General features: G+C 44.9%; 20 protein-coding genes. 4 read left to right on the top strand and 16 right to left on the bottom strand.

The features are described from left to right. The first annotated feature begins 113 nt into the window (after positions 1–113). Entirely contained in the window at positions 114–1403 is a 1290-nt protein-coding gene (gene bioA / locus AACQ21_RS09540; RefSeq protein WP_105976962.1) for an adenosylmethionine--8-amino-7-oxononanoate transaminase, read from the top strand. 79 nt (positions 1404–1482) lie between these two features. Here the strand turns inward: bioA and serS are convergent, their stop codons facing one another. The 4 genes from serS to AACQ21_RS09520 form a co-directional block, all read right to left on the bottom strand. Beyond that, positions 1483–2790: a serine--tRNA ligase gene (gene serS, locus AACQ21_RS09535; RefSeq protein ID WP_094499872.1), complete on the bottom strand. Its 1308-nt coding sequence runs from the start codon at positions 2788–2790 to the stop codon at positions 1483–1485. Between the two features lie 102 nt (positions 2791–2892). Continuing rightward, a complete protein-coding gene (locus tag AACQ21_RS09530) occupies positions 2893–4242 on the bottom strand; it encodes a replication-associated recombination protein A (protein WP_026028684.1) in 1350 nt (449 codons plus the stop codon). A gap of 48 nt (positions 4243–4290) precedes the next feature. Next, complete coding sequence (gene lolA / locus AACQ21_RS09525) at positions 4291–4893, bottom strand: outer membrane lipoprotein chaperone LolA (RefSeq protein ID WP_047687948.1); 603 nt, start codon at positions 4891–4893, stop codon at positions 4291–4293. Positions 4894–5083: 190 nt separating this feature from the next. Continuing rightward, positions 5084–5740, bottom strand: coding sequence for a YecA family protein (locus AACQ21_RS09520; protein ID WP_105976961.1), 657 nt, complete (start codon positions 5738–5740; stop codon positions 5084–5086). A gap of 62 nt (positions 5741–5802) precedes the next feature. Between AACQ21_RS09520 and dusC the strand changes: the two genes are divergently transcribed. Continuing rightward, entirely contained in the window at positions 5803–6759 is a 957-nt protein-coding gene (dusC, locus tag AACQ21_RS09515) for a tRNA dihydrouridine(16) synthase DusC (RefSeq protein WP_096036799.1), read from the top strand. A 101-nt stretch (positions 6760–6860) separates the two neighbouring features. Here dusC and AACQ21_RS09510 read toward each other — a convergent pair whose 3' ends face one another. The 4 genes from AACQ21_RS09510 to yfbV all read right to left on the bottom strand — a co-directional run bounded on the left by AACQ21_RS09510 (position 6861) and on the right by yfbV (position 10432). Further along, the gene (locus tag AACQ21_RS09510; RefSeq protein WP_010319725.1) at positions 6861–7655 is read right to left on the bottom strand and encodes an ABC transporter ATP-binding protein; all 795 of its coding nucleotides are present in this window, start codon (positions 7653–7655) and stop codon (positions 6861–6863) included. Beyond that, the gene (locus tag AACQ21_RS09505; RefSeq protein ID WP_105976960.1) at positions 7652–8596 is read right to left on the bottom strand and encodes an ABC transporter permease; all 945 of its coding nucleotides are present in this window, start codon (positions 8594–8596) and stop codon (positions 7652–7654) included. The genes AACQ21_RS09510 and AACQ21_RS09505 overlap by 4 nt, the downstream gene beginning before the upstream one ends. A gap of 59 nt (positions 8597–8655) precedes the next feature. Beyond that, complete coding sequence (locus AACQ21_RS09500) at positions 8656–9621, bottom strand: ABC transporter substrate-binding protein (RefSeq protein WP_105976959.1); 966 nt, start codon at positions 9619–9621, stop codon at positions 8656–8658. Between the two features lie 358 nt (positions 9622–9979). Continuing rightward, positions 9980–10432, bottom strand: coding sequence for a terminus macrodomain insulation protein YfbV (gene yfbV / locus AACQ21_RS09495; RefSeq protein ID WP_013856500.1), 453 nt, complete (start codon positions 10430–10432; stop codon positions 9980–9982). A 348-nt stretch (positions 10433–10780) separates the two neighbouring features. Here yfbV and AACQ21_RS09490 point away from each other — a divergent pair, with 348 nt between their 5' ends. Together AACQ21_RS09490 and pta are read left to right on the top strand one after the other, a co-directional pair. Continuing rightward, positions 10781–11977, top strand: coding sequence for an acetate kinase (locus AACQ21_RS09490; RefSeq protein WP_013856499.1), 1197 nt, complete (start codon positions 10781–10783; stop codon positions 11975–11977). A 172-nt stretch (positions 11978–12149) separates the two neighbouring features. Continuing rightward, complete coding sequence (gene pta / locus AACQ21_RS09485) at positions 12150–14294, top strand: phosphate acetyltransferase (protein ID WP_013856498.1); 2145 nt, start codon at positions 12150–12152, stop codon at positions 14292–14294. A gap of 79 nt (positions 14295–14373) precedes the next feature. On the opposite strand, the gene AACQ21_RS09480 is transcribed toward pta, so the two are convergent. The 8 genes from AACQ21_RS09480 to AACQ21_RS09445 all read right to left on the bottom strand — a co-directional run. Further along, positions 14374–15324, bottom strand: coding sequence for a glutathione S-transferase family protein (locus AACQ21_RS09480; RefSeq protein WP_094123759.1), 951 nt, complete (start codon positions 15322–15324; stop codon positions 14374–14376). 180 nt (positions 15325–15504) lie between these two features. Further along, on the bottom strand, positions 15505–16497 hold the full coding sequence (gene oppF / locus AACQ21_RS09475; RefSeq protein WP_010319732.1) for a murein tripeptide/oligopeptide ABC transporter ATP binding protein OppF: 993 nt from the start codon (positions 16495–16497) through the stop codon (positions 15505–15507). Beyond that, positions 16494–17465 carry an ABC transporter ATP-binding protein gene (locus AACQ21_RS09470; RefSeq protein ID WP_010319733.1) on the bottom strand — a complete coding sequence of 324 codons (972 nt, stop codon included), beginning with the start codon at positions 17463–17465 and terminating at the stop codon, positions 16494–16496. Before AACQ21_RS09470 ends, oppF begins: the two co-directional genes overlap by 4 nt. 22 nt (positions 17466–17487) lie before the next feature. Next, a complete protein-coding gene (gene oppC / locus AACQ21_RS09465; protein ID WP_026028150.1) occupies positions 17488–18390 on the bottom strand; it encodes an oligopeptide ABC transporter permease OppC in 903 nt (300 codons plus the stop codon). 15 nt (positions 18391–18405) lie between these two features. Further along, a complete protein-coding gene (oppB, locus tag AACQ21_RS09460; protein WP_013856495.1) occupies positions 18406–19326 on the bottom strand; it encodes an oligopeptide ABC transporter permease OppB in 921 nt (306 codons plus the stop codon). 118 nt (positions 19327–19444) lie between these two features. Then, on the bottom strand, positions 19445–21076 hold the full coding sequence (locus AACQ21_RS09455) for an ABC transporter substrate-binding protein (protein ID WP_026028151.1): 1632 nt from the start codon (positions 21074–21076) through the stop codon (positions 19445–19447). A gap of 522 nt (positions 21077–21598) precedes the next feature. After that, positions 21599–23377: an EAL domain-containing protein gene (locus AACQ21_RS09450; RefSeq protein ID WP_017048098.1), complete on the bottom strand. Its 1779-nt coding sequence runs from the start codon at positions 23375–23377 to the stop codon at positions 21599–21601. Beyond that, the coding region (locus tag AACQ21_RS09445; RefSeq protein ID WP_146127540.1) for a hybrid sensor histidine kinase/response regulator at positions 23374–25482 on the bottom strand (2109 nt) is incomplete at its 5' end. The genes AACQ21_RS09450 and AACQ21_RS09445, both read right to left, overlap by 4 nt.

The raw sequence follows: 25482 nt of genomic DNA, 5'->3' as shown, positions 1-25482 counted from the left end.
ATTATTTTGTTACTTGGCTAGTCTACTGACAAGCGATAGACTGTCAACAACCAAAGAAAACATAAGTTTACGTTTGATTGTTTTTTAATCAAAACCAGCAATATGGACTCAACATGGATTTACTCTTCGACCGCCAACATATCTGGCACCCCTACACTTCAACGCTGACGCCATTGACTTGTTATCCCGTCACTCACGCTCAAGGTGTCCATCTTTATTTGGAAGATGGGCGACGCTTGATTGATGGAATGTCCTCTTGGTGGGCAACTATTCATGGTTATAACCATCCACACCTTAATTACGCTGCGCATCAGCAAATTGATAAAATGTCACACGTGATGTTTGGCGGTATCACACATCAACCCGCCATTACGCTTTGTAAAAAATTACTGGCATTAGCGCCAAGCAATCTTGAGCACGTATTTTTAGCCGATTCTGGCTCTGTCGCCGTGGAGGTCAGTTTAAAAATGGCGCTGCAATACTGGCATGCAAAAGGTCAACCACGAGCGAAATTTCTCACCTTACGCCATGGCTATCACGGCGATACGTTTGCCGCGATGTCAGTCACTGATCCAGATAACTCAATGCATTCGCTCTACAAAGGTTTTTTGCCGCAGCATATTTTTGCCGATTCGCCAACTTGCGGTTTTTGGGATGAGTGGGATGAACGCGATCTCGATGATTTTCGAGATAAAATAATGCACGCTCATCAAGAGCTTGCGGCGGTGATTTTAGAACCAATTGTGCAAGGTGCTGGCGGTATGCGTATCTATCACCCTCAGTTTTTAAAAGGCGTGCGCGCACTTTGCGATCAATATGGTCTGCTACTGATTGCCGATGAGATTGCAACTGGGTTTGGCCGTACTGGAAAGCTCTTCGCCTGCGAGCACGCTAATATCGCGCCTGATATTTTATGTGTCGGTAAGGCCTTAACGGGTGGCTATATGACGCTTTCGGCCACACTGGCGACCAAGCAAGTCGCCGATACGGTTTGTGCTGGCGAAGCGGGCTGCTTTATGCATGGGCCAACCTTTATGGCTAACCCATTGGCGTGCGCCGTCGCCTGCGCCAGCTTAGAGCTCATCGAACAGGGCGATTGGCAACAGCAAACCCAGCGTATTGAAGCGCAATTTGCTCATTTACTGCCCATGCTTAACCGTTTTGAGATGGTAAAAGAGACGCGCTGGCTGGGCGCTATCGGCGTGATTGAAACGCATCGCCCTGTCAATATGGAAGTCATTCAAGCGCTATTTGTTGAGCAAGGGGTCTGGATCCGTCCTTTTGGCTGTTTAATCTATGTGATGCCACCGTTTATTAGCCAAGTAGATGACATTGAAAAACTGATCAACGCTGTAGCGGTGGCATTGCAAAATTCGCAATGCTTTCAAATCGATGGGGCTTAAATAGAACCGACACATACTATTGATGCATAAAAAAACCGACTCGCAAGTCGGTTTTTTTACTGTGTTTAACGCATCATGATTAACCGATGTGCGTTGCGCCACCCATGTATGGTTGCAGTACGCTAGGAACGGCAATACGGCCATCGGCTTGTTGGTTGTTTTCCAAAATGGCCACCATAGTACGGCCCACAGCAAGGCCTGAACCGTTCAGCGTATGCACAAGCTCAGGTTTATTACCGCCTTTGCGACGGAAACGGGCTTGCATACGACGCGCTTGGAAATCCCACATGTTTGAGCAAGAGGAGATCTCACGGTATGTACCTTGCGCAGGAACCCACACTTCTAGATCGTAAGTTTTGCGAGAGCCAAAGCCCATGTCACCTGCACACAACACCACTTTACGGTACGGCAGTTCAAGCAATTTCAGCACTTTTTCCGCATGACCCGTTAACTCTTCCAGCGCCGCCATTGAATCTTCTGGGCGCGTGATCTGAACCAATTCGACTTTATCAAATTGGTGCATACGGATAAGACCACGTGTATCGCGACCATACGATCCCGCCTCAGAACGGAAACAAGGTGTATGAGCCGTCATTTTAAGTGGCAGATCGGCTTCGTCAGAAATGGTGTCACGCACCAAGTTCGTTACCGGCACTTCAGCCGTTGGGATAAGAGACAGTTTACGTGGCTCTTCATCATTCACTTTTTCAGTTAGTGGCTCAGTATGGAATAGGTCTTGACCAAATTTAGGTAGCTGGCCAGTACCAAACAGGCTGTCAGCGTTGACAAGATAAGGGACATACATTTCTGTATAACCATGTTCTTGTGTGTGCAAGTCCAGCATGAACTGAGCAATCGCACGGTGCAGACGAGCAAATTGGCCTTTCATCACGATAAAGCGAGCGCCTGTAATTTTAGTCGCACTAGCAAAATCTAAACCACCGGCCATTTCACCAAGATCAACGTGATCTCTGAGCTCAAAATCGTAAGTTTTGGGTTCGCCCCAACGAGAAACTTCTACGTTGTCATTTTCATCTTTACCATCAGGAACCGATTCATCTGGTACGTTGGGTACAGACAGAGTAATCGCATCCAATTGTGCTTGGATGTCATTCAACTGCGCTTTTTTCGCGTCTAAGTCACTGCCTAGAGAGCCGATTTGTAGCTTGACTGCTTCTGCGCCCGCTTTGTCGCCGGCGGCCATTTTTTGGCCAATTTCTTTGGAGATGGAGTTGCGCGAGGATTGTAAATTTTCAACTTCTACTTGAATGGACTTACGTTGTTCTTCAAGTTGACGAATTGTCTCAACGTCGAGTTTGAAACCGCGACGCGCTAATTTTGCAGCTGTTTCATCCAGCTCAGTGCGAAGTAATTTAGAATCCAGCATTGCTAATCCTATGCTTTTAGTTATGAAAAACGCGCCTGCATCCCTTTCTAATAAGAGCGACGCGTAGAGAAAATTGAACCCGACAAAGATAACGAAAAGAGACTATTTTTCATAGCGCTTTTGTGGGCTTTTTGCATCTAAACTAGCCAAGTAATCTAACTTTTCACCAATTTTGGTTTCTAAACCTCGATTTGTTGGCTGGTAGTAGCGTGTATCGCTCATTTCAGGCGGCAAATAACTTTCGCCAGCCGCGTAAGCTCCCGGTTCATCGTGGGCATAGCGATATTGTGCTCCATAACCAAGATCTTTCATCAAACTGGTTGGTGCATTACGCAAATGAGGCGGCACCTCATACTCTGGCAAATTATGCGCATCAGCTAAGGCTTGCTTCCACGCGCTATACACGGCATTACTTTTGGGCGCGCACGCTAAATAGACAATCGCTTGTGCAATAGCACGTTCACCTTCCGCAGGACCAACGCGGGTAAAACAGTCCCAAGCGGCGAGCGCCACCTGCATGCCTCTTGGGTCGGCGTTGCCAACATCTTCCGAAGCTATCGCCAATAAACGACGAGCGATATAAAGTGGATCGCAGCCTGCTGCGATCATTCTGGCCGACCAATACAGCGCCGCATCGGGGTTGGAACCTCGAATCGATTTATGCACCGCAGAGATAAGGTCGTACCAAATATCGCCTTTATTATCAAAGCGCGACACTTTTTCGCCTGCCACTTCGGCCAACAGTTTGAGCGTAATGAGCTTTTCACCTTGCGCATTCTCTTCGGCCATGTCGTACAGCAGCTCAAGATAATTGAGTGACATGCGCGCATCACCATTGACCAATTCAGCCAAACGTTCGAGCACGTTATCCATAAACTGCGCTGCGACTTTACCTAAACCGCGATCGGCATCGTTGATTGCTTGATTGAGCGCCAGCAAAATTTCATCGCTAGCCAGCGAGGTTAATTTGTACACCCGAGCACGAGATAGCAAAGCGTTGTTGAGTTCAAAAGAGGGATTCTCTGTCGTGGCACCAATGAAAGTCACAGTGCCATCTTCAATGTGTGGCAAAAAGGCATCTTGTTGAGATTTATTAAAACGATGCACTTCGTCTACAAACAAAATAGTACGTCGACCCGCCATTTTATTTTCGCGCGCTTTTTCAATGGCAGCACGGATCTCTTTAACGCCAGAAGTCACCGCAGAAACACGTTCAACCTCTGCATTGGCGTAATTCGCCGCCACTTCAGCCAAGGTCGTTTTACCCGTACCGGGCGGCCCCCACAAGATCATCGAATGAATATGACCAGCCTCTAATGCACGCCGCAAGGGTTTACCCACACCTAAAATGTGCTGCTGGCCAATATACTGCTCAACCGTCTGAGGGCGCATTCTAGCGGCCAACGGACGGAAATCTTCATCACCCGAAAAATCTAAGCTGTAGTTACCCACACTGCTGTAATTACCCACACTATAATTACTCACGCCTTAGTCCCTATCTCAATTACGTTGATCATCAACCTCGACACCTTGCGGGATCTGGAACGTGAAACGCGCTTTAGCGGCCGGTGTTAGTTGTACATCGCTAAACGTAAACAGACTCTTCTGTCCATCTTGTTCAATCACGTTAAAACCTTTCACGATCCCTTTCTCATCAATCGCTATCTGAAACTGCCCTTGGTTTGAATCTACCGCGGTTGGCGTTAGGGTGAAATCATCACCGTTTTGTGCAACCTTATAGTGATCCCAATCACTGGCGCGATTACGAGTCAGCAACACAAAAGGAGTTTGTTCCGTCGCTTGTTCTTGATTATAAATACTCACTTGTTCGATAAATGGACTGTAATACCATAAGGTTTTACCATCAGACACCAGTAAGTTTTCATCAGGAGCGGTCGTTTGCCAACGGAAAAGGCTTGGCCGAACAATATCAACTTTCCCCTGACCTTCCATCACAATATCACCTTCAGGGCTGATCACTTGCTGGGCAAAGGTAGCGCTAAAACCAGCGTTCAGCGCGAGGCGTTGGCTCAACTCGTCTTTTGGCGCAGCCAAAACAGCGACAGAAAAACTACACAGCAACAGGGCTAACACTCTTTTCATGATTACCACACTCCATGGATAACAATTTTTTGTCTATAACGTTTTCTATAACGTTTATTGATAAGGCCCTCTTCTCTTAAGAAGCATTCACTTATCAGAACAACTTATTTATCAAAATAACTCGTTTATAAGGGCTTATTTGCTTGGGTTTGTCAGCGTTTTGTTGAGATTAAACCTCAGGCGGCGTACTTTACTGGCCACAGCACTGTTTGAATTTTTTGCCACTGACGCACGGGCAAGGATCATTGCGTCCAATCTCTTTAAATGGGTTAACCCGCTGCGTTTTCATGCCGAGCATTAATTCATCAGCCATTAACGCCACTTCAGTGATCATGACATCTAACTGCTCAGCAAAATCACTCAAACTGGGTGGTGTTGCAAAACCCGCTTCGCTCATCTGCTGCTGTGTTTGTGTTTCATCGATGGCTAACATGAAGGTGGTCAACAAAGCTTGCAGCATGCGCAGGCTGCCATCACCAATTTGAGTCTCTAACCATTGCGGTTCAACGACTGGCCAGACGCTCATAAACCCTTCAGCAAAATCAGCCCACTGAGTCGCATTATCTAGCAAGGCTAACGCCGAATATTCGCTACGTTTGAGCAAGTTATACTGCAGATTAATTTGCGCCATCACCACTGGTTCAAGTGCTTTGACTTGCTCCCCCACTAAAGGTTCTAACCAAGTTGTGGGTTCTAACGGCTTAGTGGCGAAATTGGATGCCAAAATAGCCCCTTCAAAAAAATGAGCGGATTGAGGAGCTGATTGAGGTAGAGAGAGCAATGAGTAGGTCATGAAAATCTGTACAGTTAAAATGGTTGACCAAGGATTATATACCAACTCTTGCATTTAGTGACTTTTGATTCGGTAACCACTACAATCTCGCCTCGAATTTTTAAGGCGAAATGATGATGCGTGTAATTTTGGGCCCAATGGAGGGTGTGCTAGACCACTTGATGCGTGAACTGCTCACCCAGATGAATGATTACGATCTGTGCGTGACTGAATTTGTGCGTGTCGTTGACCAATTATTGCCTGACCACGTTTTTTATCGCCTTTGTCCTGAACTGAAAACAGGCTCAAAAACACAAGCAGGTGTTCCCGTGCACGTTCAACTGCTCGGCCAAGAGCCACATTGGATGGCAGAAAATGCCGCACGAGTTGCTGAATTAGGCGCGCACGGCATTGACTTGAACTTTGGTTGCCCAGCGAAAACGGTCAACAAACACAAAGGCGGTGCGGCGCTGTTACAACATCCGGAATTGATTTATCAAGTGGTAAAATCATGCCGAGATGCGGTACCGAAAGCGATCCCTGTTTCGGCTAAAATCCGCTTAGGTTGGGAAGACCCTAACGACTGCTTTGAAATTGTCGATGCGATTGAACAAGCTGGAGCAAACGAGCTCACAGTTCATGCCCGAACAAAAGCGGGCGGTTATCGCGCCAGTGAAATTAAGTGGGATTACATTAATCAGATACGCCAGAAGACGTCTCTGTCTCTGATCGCTAATGGCGAAATTTGGAACTATGACGATGGTCAAGCCTGTATTAAAGCGACGGGCGTAGAGTCATTGATGGTTTGTCGAGGTGCATTCAACGTTCCCAATTTAGGCAATGTGGTGAAACATAACCATAAAGTGATGCCTTGGCATGAAGTGGTTGATCTGCTCCTGCGCTATTCGCAATTTGAAATTAGAGGCGATAAAGGCTTTTACTATCCCAACCGAGTCAAGCAATGGTTTACCTACTTGCGTCAAGAATATCCTCAAGCTAACGAGCTATTTCGCGAAATCAGGACCTTCACCAAATCGGAACCCATCGTGGAGCACATTCAGCGTTACCGTGATCGGTTACAAAACACCTTGTAATGCGTTTTCTTCAGGCTTTCTCAACCTCACGCCGAGAAAGCCTGTTGCTGCTTAGTCAACCACTGTGTTAACTAACCCTCTGTGATAACGAAATAAAACCATTAACTGAGTAGAAGGCTATCATCTGCCAGCTCTTCGCCTCGAACTTTCGAAAACATTTCCAGTAGATCAGGCACTTTCATATTGGCACGCTGCTCACCAGACACATCAAGAACAATTTCACCTTGGTGAAGCATCACAGTGCGATCACCACACGCTAAGGCATCTTTCATCGAGTGCGTTACCATCATCACCGTCAAGTTAAATTCTTTGACGATTGTTTTGGTCAAATCAATGATAAAGGCCGCCATTCTAGGATCCAGAGCCGCAGTGTGCTCATCAAGCAGTAACAATTTACTGTCAGATAAAGTTGCCATCACTAAGCTAACCGCTTGACGCTGCCCACCAGACAGTAGGCCGATGTTATCGCCTAAACGATCTTCTAATCCCAAACCAAGGATAGCGATTCGCTCTTGAAACAACTTGCGACGTGATGAAGAAAGTGACAGCCCCCACCCTCGGCGCTTGCCGCGCATGTAGGCTAAAGCCATATTCTCTTCAATGGTTAAATCGCCACATGTACCGGCAAGTGGGTCTTGGAACACGCGAGCGCATAAACGTGCACGCTGATCTACGCTCTGGCGCGTGACATCGACTTCATCGATGAGTACTTTGCCTGCCATCATGGGCGTTTCGCCCGTTACAGCGCCTAATAAGGTCGATTTCCCTGCACCATTTGAGCCAATCACAGTTAAAAATTGATGTTCAGGTACTTCGAGGTGAACACCTCTTAACGCTCTATTTTCTAAAATTGTGCCAGGGTTAAACGTGACTTGAATATCTTCTAAACGAATCATAATGTTTCTCCTGACGCTTTATCCTGCTTAGTAACAACCGACTTCTGAGCAGGAGAATTACCCTTTTTTGCTTTGAAGTTCCTTTTCATTTTTGGCGCAATCAGTGCGATGGCCACCAGCACAGCAGTAACTAAGTTGAGATCAGATGCCTGCAAACCGAACATGCCCGAGCTCAAAGCAAAGGCGACCGCTAAACGGTACAGCACTGAACCGACGATGACCGCCAGCACTGCAACCCAGATCCGGCGACCAGGGATCAACGTCTGCCCCAAGATCACAGCAGCAAGGCCAACGACAATCGTCCCTACACCCGAAGTTACATCAGCAAAACTGTTGGTTTGCGCAAACAGTGCCCCAGCAAAACCGACAAAACCATTCGATAACGCAAGAGCAAAATAGGTATAAAACGAGGTGCTTCCGCCTTGTGCTCTCACCATGCGGGCATTAACGCCCGTAGCACGCAGTCCAAGTCCAAAGTCACTGTTTAATAATCGCACCACAAACCAGGCCGAAATCAAGACCAATACACCCACGACCAGCGGGCGAATGTAAACCGAGTCACCCATGGCTTCAAAGGGCGTAAGAATGGTCTCCTCCCCAAGCAGAGCAATATTGGGGCGTCCCATAATACGAATATTGATGGAGAAGGCGGCAATCATGGTGAGAATCGACGCCAATAGATGCAAAATACCGCAGCGAACCGCAAGAAATGCAGTCACCCAACCGGTAAAGGCACCCGCAAGTATTGCCATTCCTGTAGCGACCCAAGGGTTAATACCTGCCACAATCGCCGTTGCGGCCACCGCAGCGCCCATCGGGAAGCTGCCGTCAACGCTTAAATCGGGGAAATCAAGGACACGGAAAGTGAGGTAAACACCCAATGCCACTAATCCGTACAGCAGCCCTATCTCTAGAGCGCCAAAAAAAGCAAAAGCAGACATAACAACTCCTTTCTCTGCTTAAACAGAGCTAAAGCCTTCGCTCTAGCTCTGAATGGTCTTTATTTTACGCTCGTAGCACGATCAAGTACTGACTGAGGAATCGTTACGCCCAGTTTTTCCGCTGCGGTTTTGTTGATCATTAAATCAGACCCTTTGGCCACTTTAACATCCAGTTTACCCGGTGCTTGGCCTTCCAAGATAGCGACAACATAGTCCGCGGTTTGTACGCCAATTTGGTAATAATCAAAGCCAAGGCTAGCAATCGCTCCGCGTTCAACATAAGAGGTTGCTGCGCCAAATACTGGGGTCTTAGCTTGGTTTGCCGAAACAATCATCCCTTCAATCGCACTGGCGACAGTATTATCAATCAAGGCATAGATAATGTCTGATTTTGAGGCAATCGCCTGTGTCGCAGTTTGTACGTCTGCGCTTTTTAAGGCTGTCGCTTCAATAAGTTTAATGCCATGTTTTTGAGTGCTCGATTTAAGCAGTTCCATCAAGCTCACTGCATTCGCCTCTCCGGGGTTATACACTACCCCGATAGATTTCACGTTTGGCATGATCTCTTTGATCAGCTCAATGTGCTGTTCAACTGGCGATAGATCAGAAAGCCCGGTCACATTCTTACCCGGTTGATCAAGTTTTTTTACCAATTTAGCACCGACAGGATCGGTCACCGCCGTGAACACGACAGGAATAGTTTTGGTTGCAGAGACGAGCGCTTGCGCCGTGGGGGTTGCGATGCCGACTAACACATCAGGATTTTCCCCGACAAATTGACGCGCAATTTGAACAGCAATAGCTGGGTTGCCTTGCGCGGTTTTAAAATCAAAATCGAGATTTTTGCCTTGTTCATAACCTTTTGCTTTTAAACCATCAAGTAAACCTTGTCTGGTTGCGTCTAAAGCTGGGTGCTCAACAATTTGCGATACGGCGACTTTCGCTGTTTTGGCCATGATGCTTGTGGAAGAGAGTAATACTGCTCCTGCAAAAACGGCGGTAACAATGGCTTTGCCTGCTTTCATCTTAACTCCTTGATTTAAGCATTATACCCTTCCTACTTAAAGCGGTAGCAGTGCTAGAAAATGCGCTCATCCCGTTAAACACAGTTAACCTGTGCCACATTAGGATTCATCCCATTGCAGATTGCTTACAACTTCATATTGTTTGGGTATACATGTTGGATGTTGTGTTTTTAATATTTTTATGTACGCGCACTGAGCGTCGCTGACAACATTATTACCAGTAACTCAGGCTAAAGGGAAGTGAGGTTTAACAGTAAAGTAACAAAAAGAGAGATAAGAATAAGGCGAAAGTTGAATAACAAAGAGGAGTTCACTGCGGAAGTCCTCTTTGCCTTTTATTCACATGCTACCTGGGTGGCTAGAACCAGCGTTCTAACGCGGCGTCATCTAACTGACGGAATGCTCGGTTGAGGATAGCAGCCAGCTCTTTGTATCTCGGCTTCGCTTTGATTGGCTCTAAAGCAAAACCAGTATCGACAATCTTCTGGTACAGCTCTCGGTACCACCCAGCAAGCGAAGGTGGAAGCTGGGTATTGGCGCGATTTCCCAGCCACCACATACCTTGTAGCGGTAAGCTTATGGCAAAAAGTGCCACTACCACTGCTTGGGGCATCGCCTGTGTATTTTCAAAAACCATCTGTGTCAGTACACTGATTGCGGCGATAGCTGGCATAGCCTTCACGCCAAAACGCGTGGCTTTAATGATCCGTTGCTCAGGAAAAATGAGGCCTAGCTCTTTGCGCACAGGCCAAACATCCATGTATTTCTGACCATCTTTCAGGCTGTGAACGATTCCAACTTTGTTATTCATAGCGCGCCCTCACTCTCGATGCTGCCCATTCAACTAAAAAATAGTTTAATGATTCAACTAATCTAGTAAAAAATTGATAGAAGTTAATATTATTTCAATTTTTTTTTGTTATATTGGCCCATTATCGCTATTCTTTGCGAGCCCTCAATCTCATTGTTGCCGTTATTTACAATTTAGGCAACTCCGAGATGAAATCTGCAAGGAATGCATCGACGACTTTACGTTAAAAGCCCCGTCTCATTATACGGAAATTCAAGTTTTATTGACCAAGATTAGTAGCGCTCCACAACGGTTCTACTATTCTTGTGAATGATTTTTATCCTAACCGATTATTACAGGTAGTCACACATGTCTAAGCTAGTTTTAGTTTTAAACTGCGGTAGTTCTTCTCTTAAATTTGCTGTTGTCGATGCAGAAACAGGTGCTGAGCACCTATCAGGTCTTGCTGAATGTCTTCACCTTCCTGAAGCACGTATCAAGTGGAAACTTGACGGTAAACACGAAGCGCAACTAGGCGAAGGTGCAGCGCACGAAGAAGCACTCGCGTTTATGGTTGAAACTATTCTTGCTTCTAAGCCTGAGCTTAAAGCTAACCTTGGCGCTATCGGTCACCGTATCGTACACGGTGGTGAGCAGTTCACTCAATCTGCACTTATCTCTGATGATGTACTGAAAGGTATCCAAGACGCTGCAACCTTTGCACCGCTTCATAACCCAGCACACATCATCGGTATCGAAGCCGCTAAGAAAAACTTCCCTGAGCTTCAAAACGTAGCTGTGTTTGATACTGCGTTCCATCAAACTATGCCTGAAGAGTCTTTCCTATACGCTCTTCCGTACAATCTATACAAAGAGCATGGTATCCGTCGTTATGGCATGCATGGTACTTCACACTTATTCATCACTCGTGAAGTTGCAGGCCTACTCAACAAGCCAGTTGAAGAAGTTAACATCATCAACTGTCACCTAGGCAATGGTGCTTCTGTTTGTGCGATCAAAAACGGTCAATCAGTTGATACTTCAATGGGTCTAACGCCGCTTGAAGGTTTGGTGATGGGCACACGTTGTGGTGACATCGACCCTGCAATCATCTTCCACCTGCACGATGCACTGGGTTACTCTGTTGATCAAATCAACACTATGCTAACCAAAGAGTCTGGCCTACAAGGCTTAACTCAAGTGACTTCGGATTGCCGTTTTGTTGAAGATAACTACGGTGAGAAAGAAGAAGCGACTCGTGCAATGGACGTGTTCTGCCACCGCCTAGCAAAATACGTGGCTGGCTACACAGCAAGCCTTGACGGTCGCCTAGACGCTATCGTCTTCACTGGTGGTATCGGTGAGAACTCAGGCCCTATCCGTGAAATGGTACTAAACCGTTTGGCTATCTTCGGTATCGAAGTCGACAGCGCAGCAAACCTAAAAGCACGTTTTGGCGGCGAAGGTGTGATCACAACGGCAAACAGCCGTATTCCAGCTATGGTTATCTCGACCAATGAAGAGCTAGTGATTGCTGAAGATACTGCTCGTCTGGCAGGCCTTTAATTGACTTTCTGGCTAACTCTCTGAGTTAGCCAGTTTTTTACCGGGGCTCAACCCTTAGTTTCTAGCGATTTAGGTCAGCAGGCTTATTTCCGAAGAAGGTCATGTTGGGCTTTGTTCCTTTTTCAATCTAGTTTCGGTTAGATTGATTTCAATAGTTTGAGGTACTTTACTCATGTCCCGTACTATTATGCTTATCCCTATCAGCGCTGGTGTTGGTCTTACCAGCGTGAGCATGGGTGTCCTTCGCGCCATGGAGCGTAAAGGTGTTAGCGTTTCTTTTTATAAGCCTATTGCACAACCTCGCTCGGGTGGCGATCAACCTGATCTCACTTCAACGATTATCGGTCGCAATAGCGACATCAGCATTGCAGAACCGATGATGATGTCAGCGGCAGAAACGTTGATCGGTAGCGAAAAGATGGATGTGTTGCTTGAAACCGTCGTTGAGCGTTACAACCACATCAATAAAGATTCTGAAGTAACGCTGATTGAAGGCCTTGTGCCAACACGCAAACACCCATTCGCGAACCAAGTGAACGCAGAAATTGCCAAAACACTGGGCGCAGAAATTGTGTTTGTCGCGACACCGGGAACGGACAACCCAACTCAGTTGAAAGAGCGTATTGAAGTTGCGTGCTCAAACTTTGGTGGAACAAAAAATAAAAACATTTCAGGTGTGATTATCAACAAGCTTAATGCCCCTGTTGATGAAGCAGGCCGTACTCGCCCTGACTTATCAGAAATTTTTGATGATGCAGATAGCGCGAAACAAGCCAATTTAGAAGTGATGCAGATCTTCAACACTAGCCCAATTCGTGTGTTAGGTTGCGTGCCTTGGAGTATCGATCTTATCGCGACTCGTGCTATTGATATGGCCAAACACCTGAAAGCTGAAATCATTAATGAAGGTGAAATTAAGTCTCGTCGTATTAAGAGCATCACTTTCTGTGCGCGTTCTTTGCCACACATGATTGAGCACTTTAAGCCAGGGTCACTCTTAGTAACATCGGCCGATCGTCCTGACGTGATTGTTGCCGCCTCTCTGGCCGCAATGAATGGCGTTGAAATTGGTGCGGTACTGCTGACTGGCGGTTACGATATGCCACAAGAGATTGTGAACCTATGTAAACCAGCCTTTGAAAGCGGATTGCCTATTTTTAAAGCGCAAGGTAACACTTGGCAAACGTCACTCAACCTACAAAGCTTTAGCCTAGAAGTTCCAGCTGACGATAAAGAACGTATCGAGTTCATCAGCGATCATGTTGCTAGCCACATCGATGGTCCTTGGATTAATTCGCTCACTGAAGGCACGCAAGGTATTCGTCGCCTTAGCCCGCCAGCATTCCGTTACCAGTTAACTGAGTATGCTCGTCGTGCAGGTAAACGTATTGTGCTTCCTGAAGGGGATGAACCACGCACAGTGAAAGCGGCATCTATTTGTGCTGAGCGCGGTATTGCGACTTGTGTTCTACTTGGTAACCCTGATGAAATCCGCCGTGTTGCTGCGCAGCAAGGTGTTGAGTTAGGTGCTGGCGTTGAAATTATCGATGCTGACTCAGTGCGCGAAAACTACGTTGCTCGCTTGGTTGAACTGCGTGGTTCAAAAGGCATGACAGAAGTTGTGGCTCGTGAAAAACTGCAAGATTCAGTATTCCTTGGCACAATGATGCTTGAAGCGGATGAAGTTGACGGTTTGGTTTCTGGTGCGGTTCATACCACAGCCAACACCATTGTTCCTCCATTCCAAATCATTAAGACCGCGCCAAATGCCTCAATTGTATCCTCTATCTTCTTCATGCTATTGCCTGATCAAGTGTTGGTATACGGCGACTGCGCCATCAACCCAGATCCAAATGCTGAACAGCTTGCTGAAATTGCGATTCAATCGGCCGATTCTGCGGCAGCATTCGGCATTGACCCGCGCGTGGCGATGATCTCCTACTCGACAGGTGAATCAGGTAAGGGTGCTGATGTAGATAAAGTGCGTGAAGCGACGCGCATTGCTCAAGAGAAACGTCCAGATCTTATTATCGACGGTCCTTTGCAATACGATGCTGCAATCATGGAAAACGTGGCGGCTTCTAAAGCACCAAACTCTCCAGTCGCTGGTAAAGCAACGGTATTTGTCTTCCCTGACCTAAACACAGGTAATACAACTTACAAAGCGGTACAACGCTCAGCAGACCTTGTTTCTATCGGTCCAATGCTGCAAGGCATGCGTAAACCAGTAAACGATTTGTCTCGCGGTGCATTGGTTGACGACATTGTTTACACAATCGCGTTGACGGCGATTCAAGCAAGCCAAGAAACAAAATAAAATTCTTAGCTTAACTTGCTGATTAAAAGGCTCTTATGTATCACATAAGAGCCTTTTTTATAGCACACTTCCACCCTCGTTATAACCCAATAAAGCCGCGCTCATGGGGCGTATCAAGATCAAGATCCGGCCCCTTAGGTACCACTTGCGTTGGGTTAATGCCGATATGGCTGAAATAATAGTGGCGTTTGATGTGGTAAAAATCGGTCGTTTGTTTGATCCCGTCGATTTGGTAAAGCTCTTTTAAGTAACCGCTTAAGTTCTCATAATCGGCGATACGCTGTTTATTGCATTTAAAATGCCCGACGTAAACAGCATCAAAACGGATAAGTGTAGTGAATAAACGCCAATCCGCCTCGGTGATCTGGTTACCGACCAAGTAGCGATACGTCGCTAAATGATTGTTGACCTTATCTAATGCCGTAAAGAGTGCATCATAAGCATCGTCATAGGCCTCTTGCGTGGTCGCAAACCCACATCGATAAACGCCATTATTAATATTGGGGTAAATATACGCATTCCATTCATCGATAGCTTTGCTGAGTGCTTGCGGATAGTAGTCGTGCTGGTTACCCGTTAACTCATTAAATGCACTGTTAAACATGCGAATAATCTCAGAAGATTCATTGCTAACAATGGTATTGGTCTTCTTATCCCACAGCACAGGTACAGTTACTCGCCCTGAATAATCTACCTTTGCTTTGGTGTAGATTTGGTGGAGCTTGGTATAGCCGAACAGAGGTTCAGGAATACCAAAAGACCAGCCTTCACTTAGCATGTCAGGACAAACGACCGTAACATCAATGTGTTCGGTGAGTGATTTGAGTTGGCGAAAAATCAATGTACGGTGAGCCCAAGGGCATGCCAAAGAGACATACAAATGATAACGGCCCGATTCTGGTTGAAATCGTGCATCTGGCTGGCTGTCGACCCAGTGTCTGAATCCTGCGTCTTCGCGTACAAAATGCCCAGCGCTGCTTTTGGTGTCATACCAAACATCGTGCCAGACGCCTTCAACTAATTTTCCCATGATCTCCACTCCTCATTCCGATGACTTTTTTATTATAAGTAGGATAGAAAATGGTAAAACCGGAGGAAGTTGTCCTTGTTATTCAGAAATTTTGAACAGTGCGATTTACCCCGCTAAGCGCACAGATAAAAAAAGCGCGACCCAGAAATGCGCCGCGCTTAAGCCTGTCACAGGCTAAATTTAGAGTTCGACATGCAAACAAGACACAGCATGTTCATCACTACCTTTAATCTGCGGTTTTTGCTGTGCGCAAATTTCCGTCGCTTGAGGACAGCGGGTACGGAAAACACATCCAGAAGGCGGGTTGATTGGCGAGGGTAAATCCCCTTCTAGCATCTGAATTTTCTTAGCACGCTCCAGTTTTGGATCTGGAATTGGCACAGCCGACATCAAAGCTTTGGTGTAAGGGTGTGATGGATTCGCAAACAACGCCTCCGAGGTGCCAAGCTCGACCGCATTGCCTAAATACATCACGAGTACACGATCAGAGATGTGTTTCACTACCGATAAATCATGGGCAATAAAAACCAAACTTAAACCAAGCTCATTTTGCAGCTCTTTGAGCAGGTTAACCACTTGCGCTTGGATTGAAACATCCAAAGCAGAAACTGGCTCATCACAGATGATCATTTTCGGTTTTAAAATGAGCGCACGGGCAATACCAATACGTTGACACTGACCACCAGAGAATTCATGGGGATAGCGGTTAATGACGTTCGGCAATAAACCGACTTTTGTCATCATCTCTTTTACACGATCCTTTACTTCTTGCTTCGAAAGTTCTGGATAAAAGGTTTGAAGTGGCTCTGCAATAATATCGCCAACCGACATTCTTGGGTTCAATGACGCCAGTGGGTCTTGGAAAATCATCTGAATTTGCTTACGGGTTTTGCGACGCTCAACCTCATGCATTTTCGTCAAATCATTTCCTAGCCACACCACTTCACCCTCGGTGGCTTCGACTAAACCAATGATCGCTCGCGCAAAAGTAGACTTTCCGCAACCTGATTCGCCTACTACGCCGAGAGTTTCACCCTCATATAGGCGCACATTAACGCCATCTACGGCTTTTAGGTTGGATGGTTTAGACCACGGCCACGCGGATTTAGAGGCAATATTGAAGTGAACTTTGAGGTTCTTTACATCCAGTAATAATGGTTTTTGTTCGCTCATTTAACCCAAGCCTCCCAATCAGAAAAACAGGCACGTTGGCGACCATCGGCAAATGGCAATAAAATAGGTGCTTCACGTTTACAGCGTTCTGTCACTCGGTGGCAGCGCTCTTGATAAGGGCAACCCGGTGGCAATCGTAGCAAGTTAGGTGGGTTTCCAGGAATTGTTGGTAATATTTCACCTTCCGTATCCAAACGAGGAATGGCTTTTAATAAACCTTCAGCGTAAGGGTGACTCGGGTTGTAGAAAATCTCATCCACAGAGCCATATTCCATCGTACGCCCTGCATACATTACCAATACTTTGTCACATGAACCCGCAACCACACCCAGATCATGGGTGATCATGATAATAGCGGTATTGAATTCGCTTTTGAGTTCATTCAACAAATCCATAATTTGGGCTTGCACCGTTACGTCCAATGCGGTGGTGGGTTCATCGGCAATCAGTAACTTAGGCCGGCATAACAACGCCATTGCAATCATAACGCGTTGACGCATACCACCAGAAAACTCATGCGGATACATGGTAATTCGCTTACGCGCTTCGGGGATTTTAACCGCCTCTAGCATACGTACCGACTCTTCAAACGCAGCCGACTTGCTCATTCCTTTGTGCAGCATCAGCACTTCCATCAACTGCTCGCTGACCTTCATATAAGGATTCAGTGACGTCATTGGATCTTGGAAGATCATCGCAATTTGTTCAGCGCGCACTTTGTTCAAGGCTTTTTCTGGCAAATTGAGGATCTCTTTCCCTTCAAATTTTGCGCTACCCGTGATAATACCGTTTTTGGCAAGTAGGCCCATAATAGCGAACACGGTTTGCGATTTACCAGAGCCAGACTCCCCTACGATACCGAGGGTTTCGCCTTGCTCCAGTGAAAAAGTTAAATCGTTGACAGCAGTGACAATACCATCTTGAGTGGTAAATTCGACCCGCAGATCTTTGACATCTAATAAGCTCATTATTGCTTCCTTAATCTTTTAATTATCGGTCTTTAGGATCAAGCGCATCGCGCAGACCATCACCGACATAGTTAAAGCAAAACAGGGTGACCACCATGAACGCGGCTGGGAAAGCAAGTTGCCAAATAGCGACTTCCATTGTTTGTGAACCTTCTTGCAGAAGTGCTCCCCAGCTTGTCATCGGCTCTTGAACACCAAGACCAAGGAAAGATAAAAATGACTCTGTCAAAATCATACTTGGGATCAACAGCGTCGAATAGACCGCTACAATACCCAACACGTTTGGCACAATATGACGTGTAATAATTTTCCAGTTGCTGACGCCACACACATGCGCCGCTTCAATAAACTCTTTGCTGCGTAGGCTCAAGGTTTGGCCACGCACAATTCGCGCCATATCAAGCCATGCAATTGCACCGATAGCGACGAAGATAAGTACGATATTGCGGCCAAAAAACGTGACCAACACAATCACAAGGAACATGAAAGGAACAGCGTATAGAATCTCCAAAATACGCATCATAATGCGGTCTACTTTACCGCCAATGAAGCCCGACGCCGCACCATAAAGTGTGCCGATCAGAACAGCAACCAACGCGCCCATTACGCCAACCATCAGCGAAATTCGCCCACCCACTAAGGTACGCACATACAAATCACGCCCAAGGCTATCGGTGCCGAACCAATGATCCGCATTGGGCCCAACGTGCATTGAATACCAGTCCGTATTGTCATAGGTATACGGGGCCATCATCGGCAGTACGATCACCGCAAGGGTCATCATCGTCAAAATACACAAACTGACCATTGCCGCTCTGTTACGCATAAAGCGAATTCGCGCATCTTGCCATAAGCTGCGGCCAGCTATTTCTAAGTTTTCAGAAAACTTCTCAACCGCGGCTAGGTTTTCTCTTTTCGTTAACATAACCATACGTCCCTGTTAGTAGCGAATTTTCGGGTCAATGACCGCAAGCAAAATATCAACAATGGCGTTGAAAAGAATAAATAGGAAACCAATTAAAATGGTTACACCCATCACCAATGAGTAATCGCGGTTAAATGCAGCGTTAACAAACAGCTTACCGATACCCGGTAGACCGAAAATCGTTTCAATCACCACAGACCCCGTAATAATACCGACAAACGCAGGCCCCATGTACGACACAACAGGCAGTAAAGCAGGCTTCAAAGCATGGTTAACAACGATATAGGGATAACTCAATCCTTTCGCGCGTGCCGTGCGAATAAAGTTACTGTTGAGTGTTTCTATCATTGAGCCACGGGTGATACGGGCAAAGGTGGCAATATAGAGCATCGACATACCCAGCACTGGCAGTACTAAATATTGGAAACTTCCATCTAACCAACCACCAGCCGGGAATATTTTCCAATGCAAGGAGAAGAGATAAATTAAAGCTGGGGCGAGAACAAACGACGGCATCACCACGCCAATCATTGCCGTCGACATGATGGTGTAGTCAATCCAAGTGTTATGTTTTAGTGCGGCAATCGTACCAATGGAAACACCCGCGATAACGGTAAAAATAAAAGCGATAAAGCCGACTTTTGCCGAGACAGGCAAGGCAACGGCGATCAATTCATTCACCGTATAATCTTGGTATTTGAATGATGGGCCAAAATCACCTTGCAAAATATTGGTCAAGTAGGTGAAGTATTGCTCAGACACGGGTTTGTCTAAGCCATATTTGGCTTCAATGTTGGCCATCACTTCCGGTGGTAAAGGACGTTCGCTTGAGAATGGGTTACCAGGAGCGAAACGCATGAGAAAGAAAGATACCGTGATCAACACCAACATGGTTGGTATCGCTTCTAATATCCTTTTTGCGATGAATTTAAGCATAAACTCACTCTTTCAGTCTGTGACAATGAAAATTAGAAAGACGCTGCATGTAAATTACTATCTGAAGATAGCTACATGCAGTGTCTAAGTCGTTATATTTTTATCAGCGTAAGTGGACTTACTTTGCTGTGATATAAAGATCTTTTGAGTAGATCTTATCTTCCGCATTATTCACCGGGAAGCCGCCTACATTAGGAGATACTAAACGAGATTTAACATACTGATAGATAGGGGCAATTGGCATATCTTTAGTTAATTGCTTTTCAGCATCCAGATATAGCTTAGTGCGCTCTTCTTCTGAGGTTGATTTCAACGCTTTATCAATAATTGCATCGTATTCAGCGCTTTGGTAGTGCAAACCACCCGTGGTGTTATTGCTCACCATTAAGGTTAGGAATGAAGACGCTTCATTATAGTCACCACACCAACCAGCGCGTGCCACTTCAAAGTTACCTTGATCTTTAGAATCTAGATAGGTTTTCCACTCTTGGTTCTCTAATACAACGTCAAGACCTAACGTTTTTTTCCACATAGAACCCAGTGCTACAGCGATTTTCTTGTGGTTTTCCGATGTATTGTAGAGGAGGCTGAATTTCAGTGGGTTGTCTTTATTAAAGCCCGCTTCAGCTAACAATTTTGCCGCTTCTGCATCGCGCTCTTTTTGCGTCATCTTGCCGTATGCTGGCATTTGAGGATTAAAGCCAGCCGTAATTTCAGGTGTTAAGAAATAAGCTGGTTTTTGGCCTTGACCTAAAATCGCATCACTCACAATGTTACGGTCGATAGCGTAAGAAATCGCTTTACGTACGCGAACGTCGTCAAATGGTGCTTTTTTGGTATTAAAAATGTAGTAGTAGGTACATAGGTTACCCTGAATCGATACTGATTCCGGGTGTTCTTTCTTCAGACGCTTGAAGTGCTCTGTTGGCAATTCATTGGTGAAATCGATTTCGCCTGATAAGAAACGGTTCATTTCTGATACTTGGTTTTCAATAGGCAGGAAGGTAACTTTGTTAATGACTGTTTTGCCATTGTCCCAGTATTGCTCGTTACGCTTTAGTACTAAACGCTCATTGACAACCCATTGATCAACAACGTAGGCACCGTTACCAACAAAATGCTCAGGCTTGGTCCATTGGTCACCAAACTTTTCTACGGTTGCTTTATGAACGGGTTTCACGGTTGTGTGGCCCATCATCATGACGAAATAAGGCACAGCATCTTCAAGTTCAACAACGAGTGTATGGTCATCTTTAGCTTTAACGCCAAGTTCACTTTTGTCTTTCGTTCCTGCGATAATCTCTTTTGCATTTTTCATCTTGGTATATTCCATATACCAAGAGTAAGGAGAAGCCGTTACAGGGTCGACGGCACGCTGGAAGCTGAAAACAAAATCACCAGCCGTGACAGGATCACCATTTGACCATTTTGCATTTTTGCGCAAATGGAAAATGAATGTTTTGTTGTCTGCCGTTTCCCAACTTTCTGCGACACCAGGAATGGTTTTACCATCCGAGTCTTGGTTCACAAGCCCTTCCAATAAGTCACGAATTACATGCGACTCAGGAACACCTTGGGATTTGTGAGGATCGAGTGTGGCGACTTCAGTACCGTTACCACGAACGAGCTCCTGAACTTTGGCCAATTTAGTGCCGGCTGGAACATCCGCCGCGAGAGAAAAAGTAGAAGTGGCAGCCACTGCCATACCCGCCCCTAGAAGAAGGGCTTGGGTGATTTTATTTTTATACATGCATAAACTCCAAGTTTTTATTTTTGCATCCATGACTTCCTTGAGAGCTCTCTAGCATCGCTAGAACTTTAGATTTATTTAGCGCAAAAACTAAGCAGAAAAATCTAAAAACTCCTAAGGATAGCGGCACACATTAGCAACCATTGAAGTAATTTGCCATAAAATCGTAGCAAAAAAATGCATAATTCCATGGTTTACCTAATGGAATAGATAAATAGCCCAACAATTAACTCAAACTCAGTGAATTAAAGTTACCAAGCGCCATCTGGTCAGACCATAGTGCTAAATCATCTAGTGTTGAGTACATTTTCAGCACGTTTCACTGGAAAATCAGCCTTTTTTTAACATCTTAGTTACGTTAGATCTAACTTAAAGGGATAATCCTGCCATCTGAAAATAAAATCCGTGAAGAGTGTCACTAAAATCGATTAACAATAAATTAACAACGTGTTGATTGGTAATAATAAATAAACACTTTCACCGAAAAGTGTAATCTAATGCTTACGCAAATCGACATTCAGTTTAAGCGATGCTCAAACTGGCACTAAGATGATCGAGCTCAATGTAACGAATCAGCTCCATGGCCGAACGAATGCCCAATTTACTTTGAATTCTCGCTTTGTAAGTACTGACTGTTTTCTGATTAATATCCAGTTGATTAGCTATCTGCTTATTGGTCAAACCTTGAATCAATAAATTTGCCACACTCAACTCTCTGCTGGATAGTCTTTCATTGAGTCGAAAACTAGGTTGAAAATTAACTGTTCGCCCAACCTCCCCCATTATGCTCTGAATGGTGTCAGTCAATGCAGCTGATTTCACAATGTGGCGCGCATGTGCAAGTTCTGCAGATATTGCTTCATGATATTCATTGAGAAAAATAAGTCTCCCCTTAAAATTCATCGATTCAATATGCTGATGCAACTGCAAACTAGCGTCTTTACTGCAGTAGCTATCCACAACCACTAAATTAAAAGGTAAATCACGCAATCTCTTTACAGCGCAAGCGAGATCACTGGCAACGACCACCTGCGTAACGCGTTTTTCTCTCATCAACATTTTTCTTAGGGCATTAGCGCTAGTCGAATTTTCTCCAACTAATAAGCAATACACACCATCTTCAATACTTTGATGGCTTAACTGCTTGCTGATATTTTTGCTATACAGTTCAGCGAGATCGCCAATCGGCATGGGCATCGCCGAATAATAACCTTGACAAGTATCCACGCCTAAATGACGTAAATATTGCCAAGTATCTTCGTCCTCCACACCTTCGACAACACAATGCAAGCCTAAGGATTGCGCTAGCAATAAGCACATGTTGGTGAGTTGCTGGTTTTTATAATTGGTGGAGAGATCACGGACAAAGCTTTGATCTACTTTAAGTTCTGTAAAGGGTAATTTCGAGAGCTGACTTAGAGAGGCGTAGCCTGTGCCAAAATCATCAATGGATAAACCAACACCATGCATTCTTAAACGCGCAAGATTAGCCAGTGATGCTGTCGTACCGTTATAGACATGATCTTCCGTCAGCTCGAGCGTGAGTTTATCAGTAGGAAACGCGTATTTGTGGCAGAGAGTAAGAATAGGGTCACAGATCAGCTGTTGTAAATTACTCTGGGAGATATTGATTGATAACTGAAGATCGGCTGACAAACTGCCTAAAGCCGATAATGCTTTATCCAAAACAATTAAAAACAGCTTATCCATCAAATTCAGCTCTTCAATAAGAGGCAGAAAATGCGCAGGGCTTAATACACCATGAACTGGGTGATCGAGTCGGACAAGTGCCTCGACTCCAACCATGGCACCCGTTTTAAAATCAAACTGAGGTTGATAGTAATTGAATAACCAATCTTCACTGAATGCTGTTTCTATCTCTTTGTACCCTAATGAGATAGGCGTAATGCTTGCGGCCTGTTGTTCACACTTCACATGAAACGCATGAATCACGGTTTCAAGTTGCTCAATAGAATAGGGTTTTCGCAAAACATCGACAAAATTAAAGCTCGCTAAACAGCACATGTTATAAGTAAGGTCTAACACGGCATCGTCAACAGCACTCAATATAATAATTCCGAGTGAAGGATGTTTATCCCCAAGCATCGACAAAAGCGTAACTCCGTCCATTTCCGGCATATGAATATCACAAAAAACCAGCGATATCTCTTTGCGCAAGCATAAAGCCAACGCTTGGTGTCCATTTGCTGCAATATCGACGTTATTCAACCCAAGCTGTCTGAGCTTCAGTTTCAAACTCGTGGCTTGAATTCGATCATCTTCGACAATCAAAATGTTCATTCGTCATCTACTCGTTGCTGTTTATCTAACCATTCTTGTGCTTGTGTAATCACGATTTTCATTTCCATTATCAGTCGTTGTTTTGCAGATACAACAGCTTGTGGTTCTAATTCGCGCTCCAAGCTAACCGCAAGACTCGCGAGATAATCCAGTTGAAGCGCCCCGGCAGAGCCTTTAACACGATGAGCTATCATTTTGTAATCAGAATCATGCTTTTCGAGTCTATCGACCTCGGCCGCTAAAGATTCTGCCACAACAGAAGCAATTTCACTTTTTTCACCCGGTAAAAAGCCCTCAAGCCAGCTTTTTGAGTCAGCATTTACTAAAGGATACATAGAAAGATAACCACTCAACATAGTATACAGCGACGCCAACGAATAGGGTTTATACAGCACGTGTTCCATACCAGACTGGTAAGCCTTCTCTGCGATCAACCGTGAGTCTTCCGCCGTACAACCGATAACCACCTTATATCTCTCTTGCGGAATATGATTTTTAACAAACCTTGCTAAAGCGAAACCATCCATTTTAGGCATATGGCAATCTGTTAGTAGTAAATCAAACTGGCTGTCTTCGTTTTGTAAAAGATGGCATGCCTCTTCTCCATCACCAACAATGGTTGCTTGCACACCAAGTTCATGTAGCTGTTTTTTTAATAACAAACGGTTAATAGCGTCATCATCAACCACCAAAACATGCCCACAAAGTTTCATTTTTTTCGGTTGAACCAGCACTTGTTCACTATCTTTTATCTTATCAATAAGAAGGTCAGGATAGAGATGTTTTTTGGTCATTATCGCGTCAAAATCGACCAAGGATACACCACCTTGACTCACCGAAACTTGCCAACACTTCAACCACTCGATAATGCGTTCGTTAGTGCAACGGTAGTTACGTTGACTCAACGGTTCAGATAGCGGCTCACCACAAATGGGAAGCACTATTGTTACTTGAGTCCCCTCATTCAGCGTACTGGAAACTGTAATATGACCATCCATTAGATTGACTAAATTCGATACTATTGACATACCAAGCCCAGTACCGCCATATTGGCGAGTAATGGTTTTATCCGCTTGCATAAATGGCTTAAATAACGAATCCAAGTGCGCTTCATTCATTCCGCACCCCGTATCTTTTACGGCAAAGACTATCTGTTCTTCCGTCAATTCAACGTGGATGGAAACCGTACCTGCCGTAGTGAATTTAACAGCATTGGCTAATACATTGGTAAGAACCTGATTTAAGCGTAATGCATCAAACTTTGCGTAAATAATAGCTGTCGGCACCCAATCAACAACGAACTCAACGCCTTTCAACTTAGCACTCGCTTCAAAGCTTCTAATCGTGGGACATAACTCTTCTAAAATATTATGCTGGCGTATATCTAATTGTAATTGCTGAGCTTCCATTTTTGAAAAATCTAAAATCTCATGGACATGGTGCTTAATTCTCTCGGCAGAACGAATTGCATTCGTCAATAACAAACGGCTCTCATCGTTTTTAATTCGAGTTGATAAAATCTCCATCAACCCTAGCATGGCCGCAATTGGCGTTCTAAGCTCATGACTCATTACAGCTAAAAAATGATTCCTCGCATCTACAGCTTCTAGTGCCTTATTATTAGAATCACGTAATGCCAATTCTGAGAGCTTGAGTTCTGTGATATCACTGCAAACGGTCAAGTAATGAGTATCCCCACTCTTGGGATGCGCAATCGATTCATGATTAATGACATAATATTTCTCATCAATCTGATAGTGTTTATTCGACAGATCGACAGATCCGATGCCAGTACATATGAGGCAATTCACATCATCACTAATTAGAGAAGCCTTGCTACATTGCTTATATGAACGGTTAGATAACACTACTTTCCCATTCACATCTGAAATGAAGATCATGCTGGGTATTTTATCGAGCAAATCTGTCAGCCATTGCACTTGAACTTCTGAAAGTTTTGAACTGATTTGACTGTATTTTAAGGAACTTTTCAACTTATAAAATATAATTATTCCAAATAATAATAAAAACAAAAAAATACACATTGCAATCAAAGAATAGATTATAACTTGCTGCTTATCATAACCATAATTCACATTCACTTT

It is taken from the genome of Vibrio sp. V01_P9A10T6, assembly GCF_963877065.1.
In the GTDB taxonomy this organism is placed as follows: Bacteria; Pseudomonadota; Gammaproteobacteria; order Enterobacterales; family Vibrionaceae; genus Vibrio; species Vibrio anguillarum.
This window is presented reverse-complemented; position numbering and strand designations above follow the sequence as displayed.

Coding starts and splice junctions, on each gene's coding strand:
- bioA (WP_105976962.1), top strand. CDS start 114: ATGGATTTACTCTTCGACCGCCAACATATCTGGCACCCCTACACTTCA.
- serS (WP_094499872.1), bottom strand. CDS start 2,790: ATGCTGGATTCTAAATTACTTCGCACTGAGCTGGATGAAACAGCTGCA.
- lolA (WP_047687948.1), bottom strand. CDS start 4,893: ATGAAAAGAGTGTTAGCCCTGTTGCTGTGTAGTTTTTCTGTCGCTGTT.
- AACQ21_RS09520 (WP_105976961.1), bottom strand. CDS start 5,740: ATGCAAGAGTTGGTATATAATCCTTGGTCAACCATTTTAACTGTACAG.
- dusC (WP_096036799.1), top strand. CDS start 5,803: ATGCGTGTAATTTTGGGCCCAATGGAGGGTGTGCTAGACCACTTGATG.
- AACQ21_RS09510 (WP_010319725.1), bottom strand. CDS start 7,655: ATGATTCGTTTAGAAGATATTCAAGTCACGTTTAACCCTGGCACAATT.
- AACQ21_RS09505 (WP_105976960.1), bottom strand. CDS start 8,596: ATGTCTGCTTTTGCTTTTTTTGGCGCTCTAGAGATAGGGCTGCTGTAC.
- AACQ21_RS09500 (WP_105976959.1), bottom strand. CDS start 9,621: ATGAAAGCAGGCAAAGCCATTGTTACCGCCGTTTTTGCAGGAGCAGTA.
- yfbV (WP_013856500.1), bottom strand. CDS start 10,432: ATGAATAACAAAGTTGGAATCGTTCACAGCCTGAAAGATGGTCAGAAA.
- AACQ21_RS09490 (WP_013856499.1), top strand. CDS start 10,781: ATGTCTAAGCTAGTTTTAGTTTTAAACTGCGGTAGTTCTTCTCTTAAA.
- pta (WP_013856498.1), top strand. CDS start 12,150: ATGTCCCGTACTATTATGCTTATCCCTATCAGCGCTGGTGTTGGTCTT.
- AACQ21_RS09480 (WP_094123759.1), bottom strand. CDS start 15,324: ATGGGAAAATTAGTTGAAGGCGTCTGGCACGATGTTTGGTATGACACC.
- oppF (WP_010319732.1), bottom strand. CDS start 16,497: ATGAGCGAACAAAAACCATTATTACTGGATGTAAAGAACCTCAAAGTT.
- AACQ21_RS09470 (WP_010319733.1), bottom strand. CDS start 17,465: ATGAGCTTATTAGATGTCAAAGATCTGCGGGTCGAATTTACCACTCAA.
- oppC (WP_026028150.1), bottom strand. CDS start 18,390: ATGTTAACGAAAAGAGAAAACCTAGCCGCGGTTGAGAAGTTTTCTGAA.
- oppB (WP_013856495.1), bottom strand. CDS start 19,326: ATGCTTAAATTCATCGCAAAAAGGATATTAGAAGCGATACCAACCATG.
- AACQ21_RS09455 (WP_026028151.1), bottom strand. CDS start 21,076: ATGTATAAAAATAAAATCACCCAAGCCCTTCTTCTAGGGGCGGGTATG.
- AACQ21_RS09450 (WP_017048098.1), bottom strand. CDS start 23,377: ATGAACATTTTGATTGTCGAAGATGATCGAATTCAAGCCACGAGTTTG.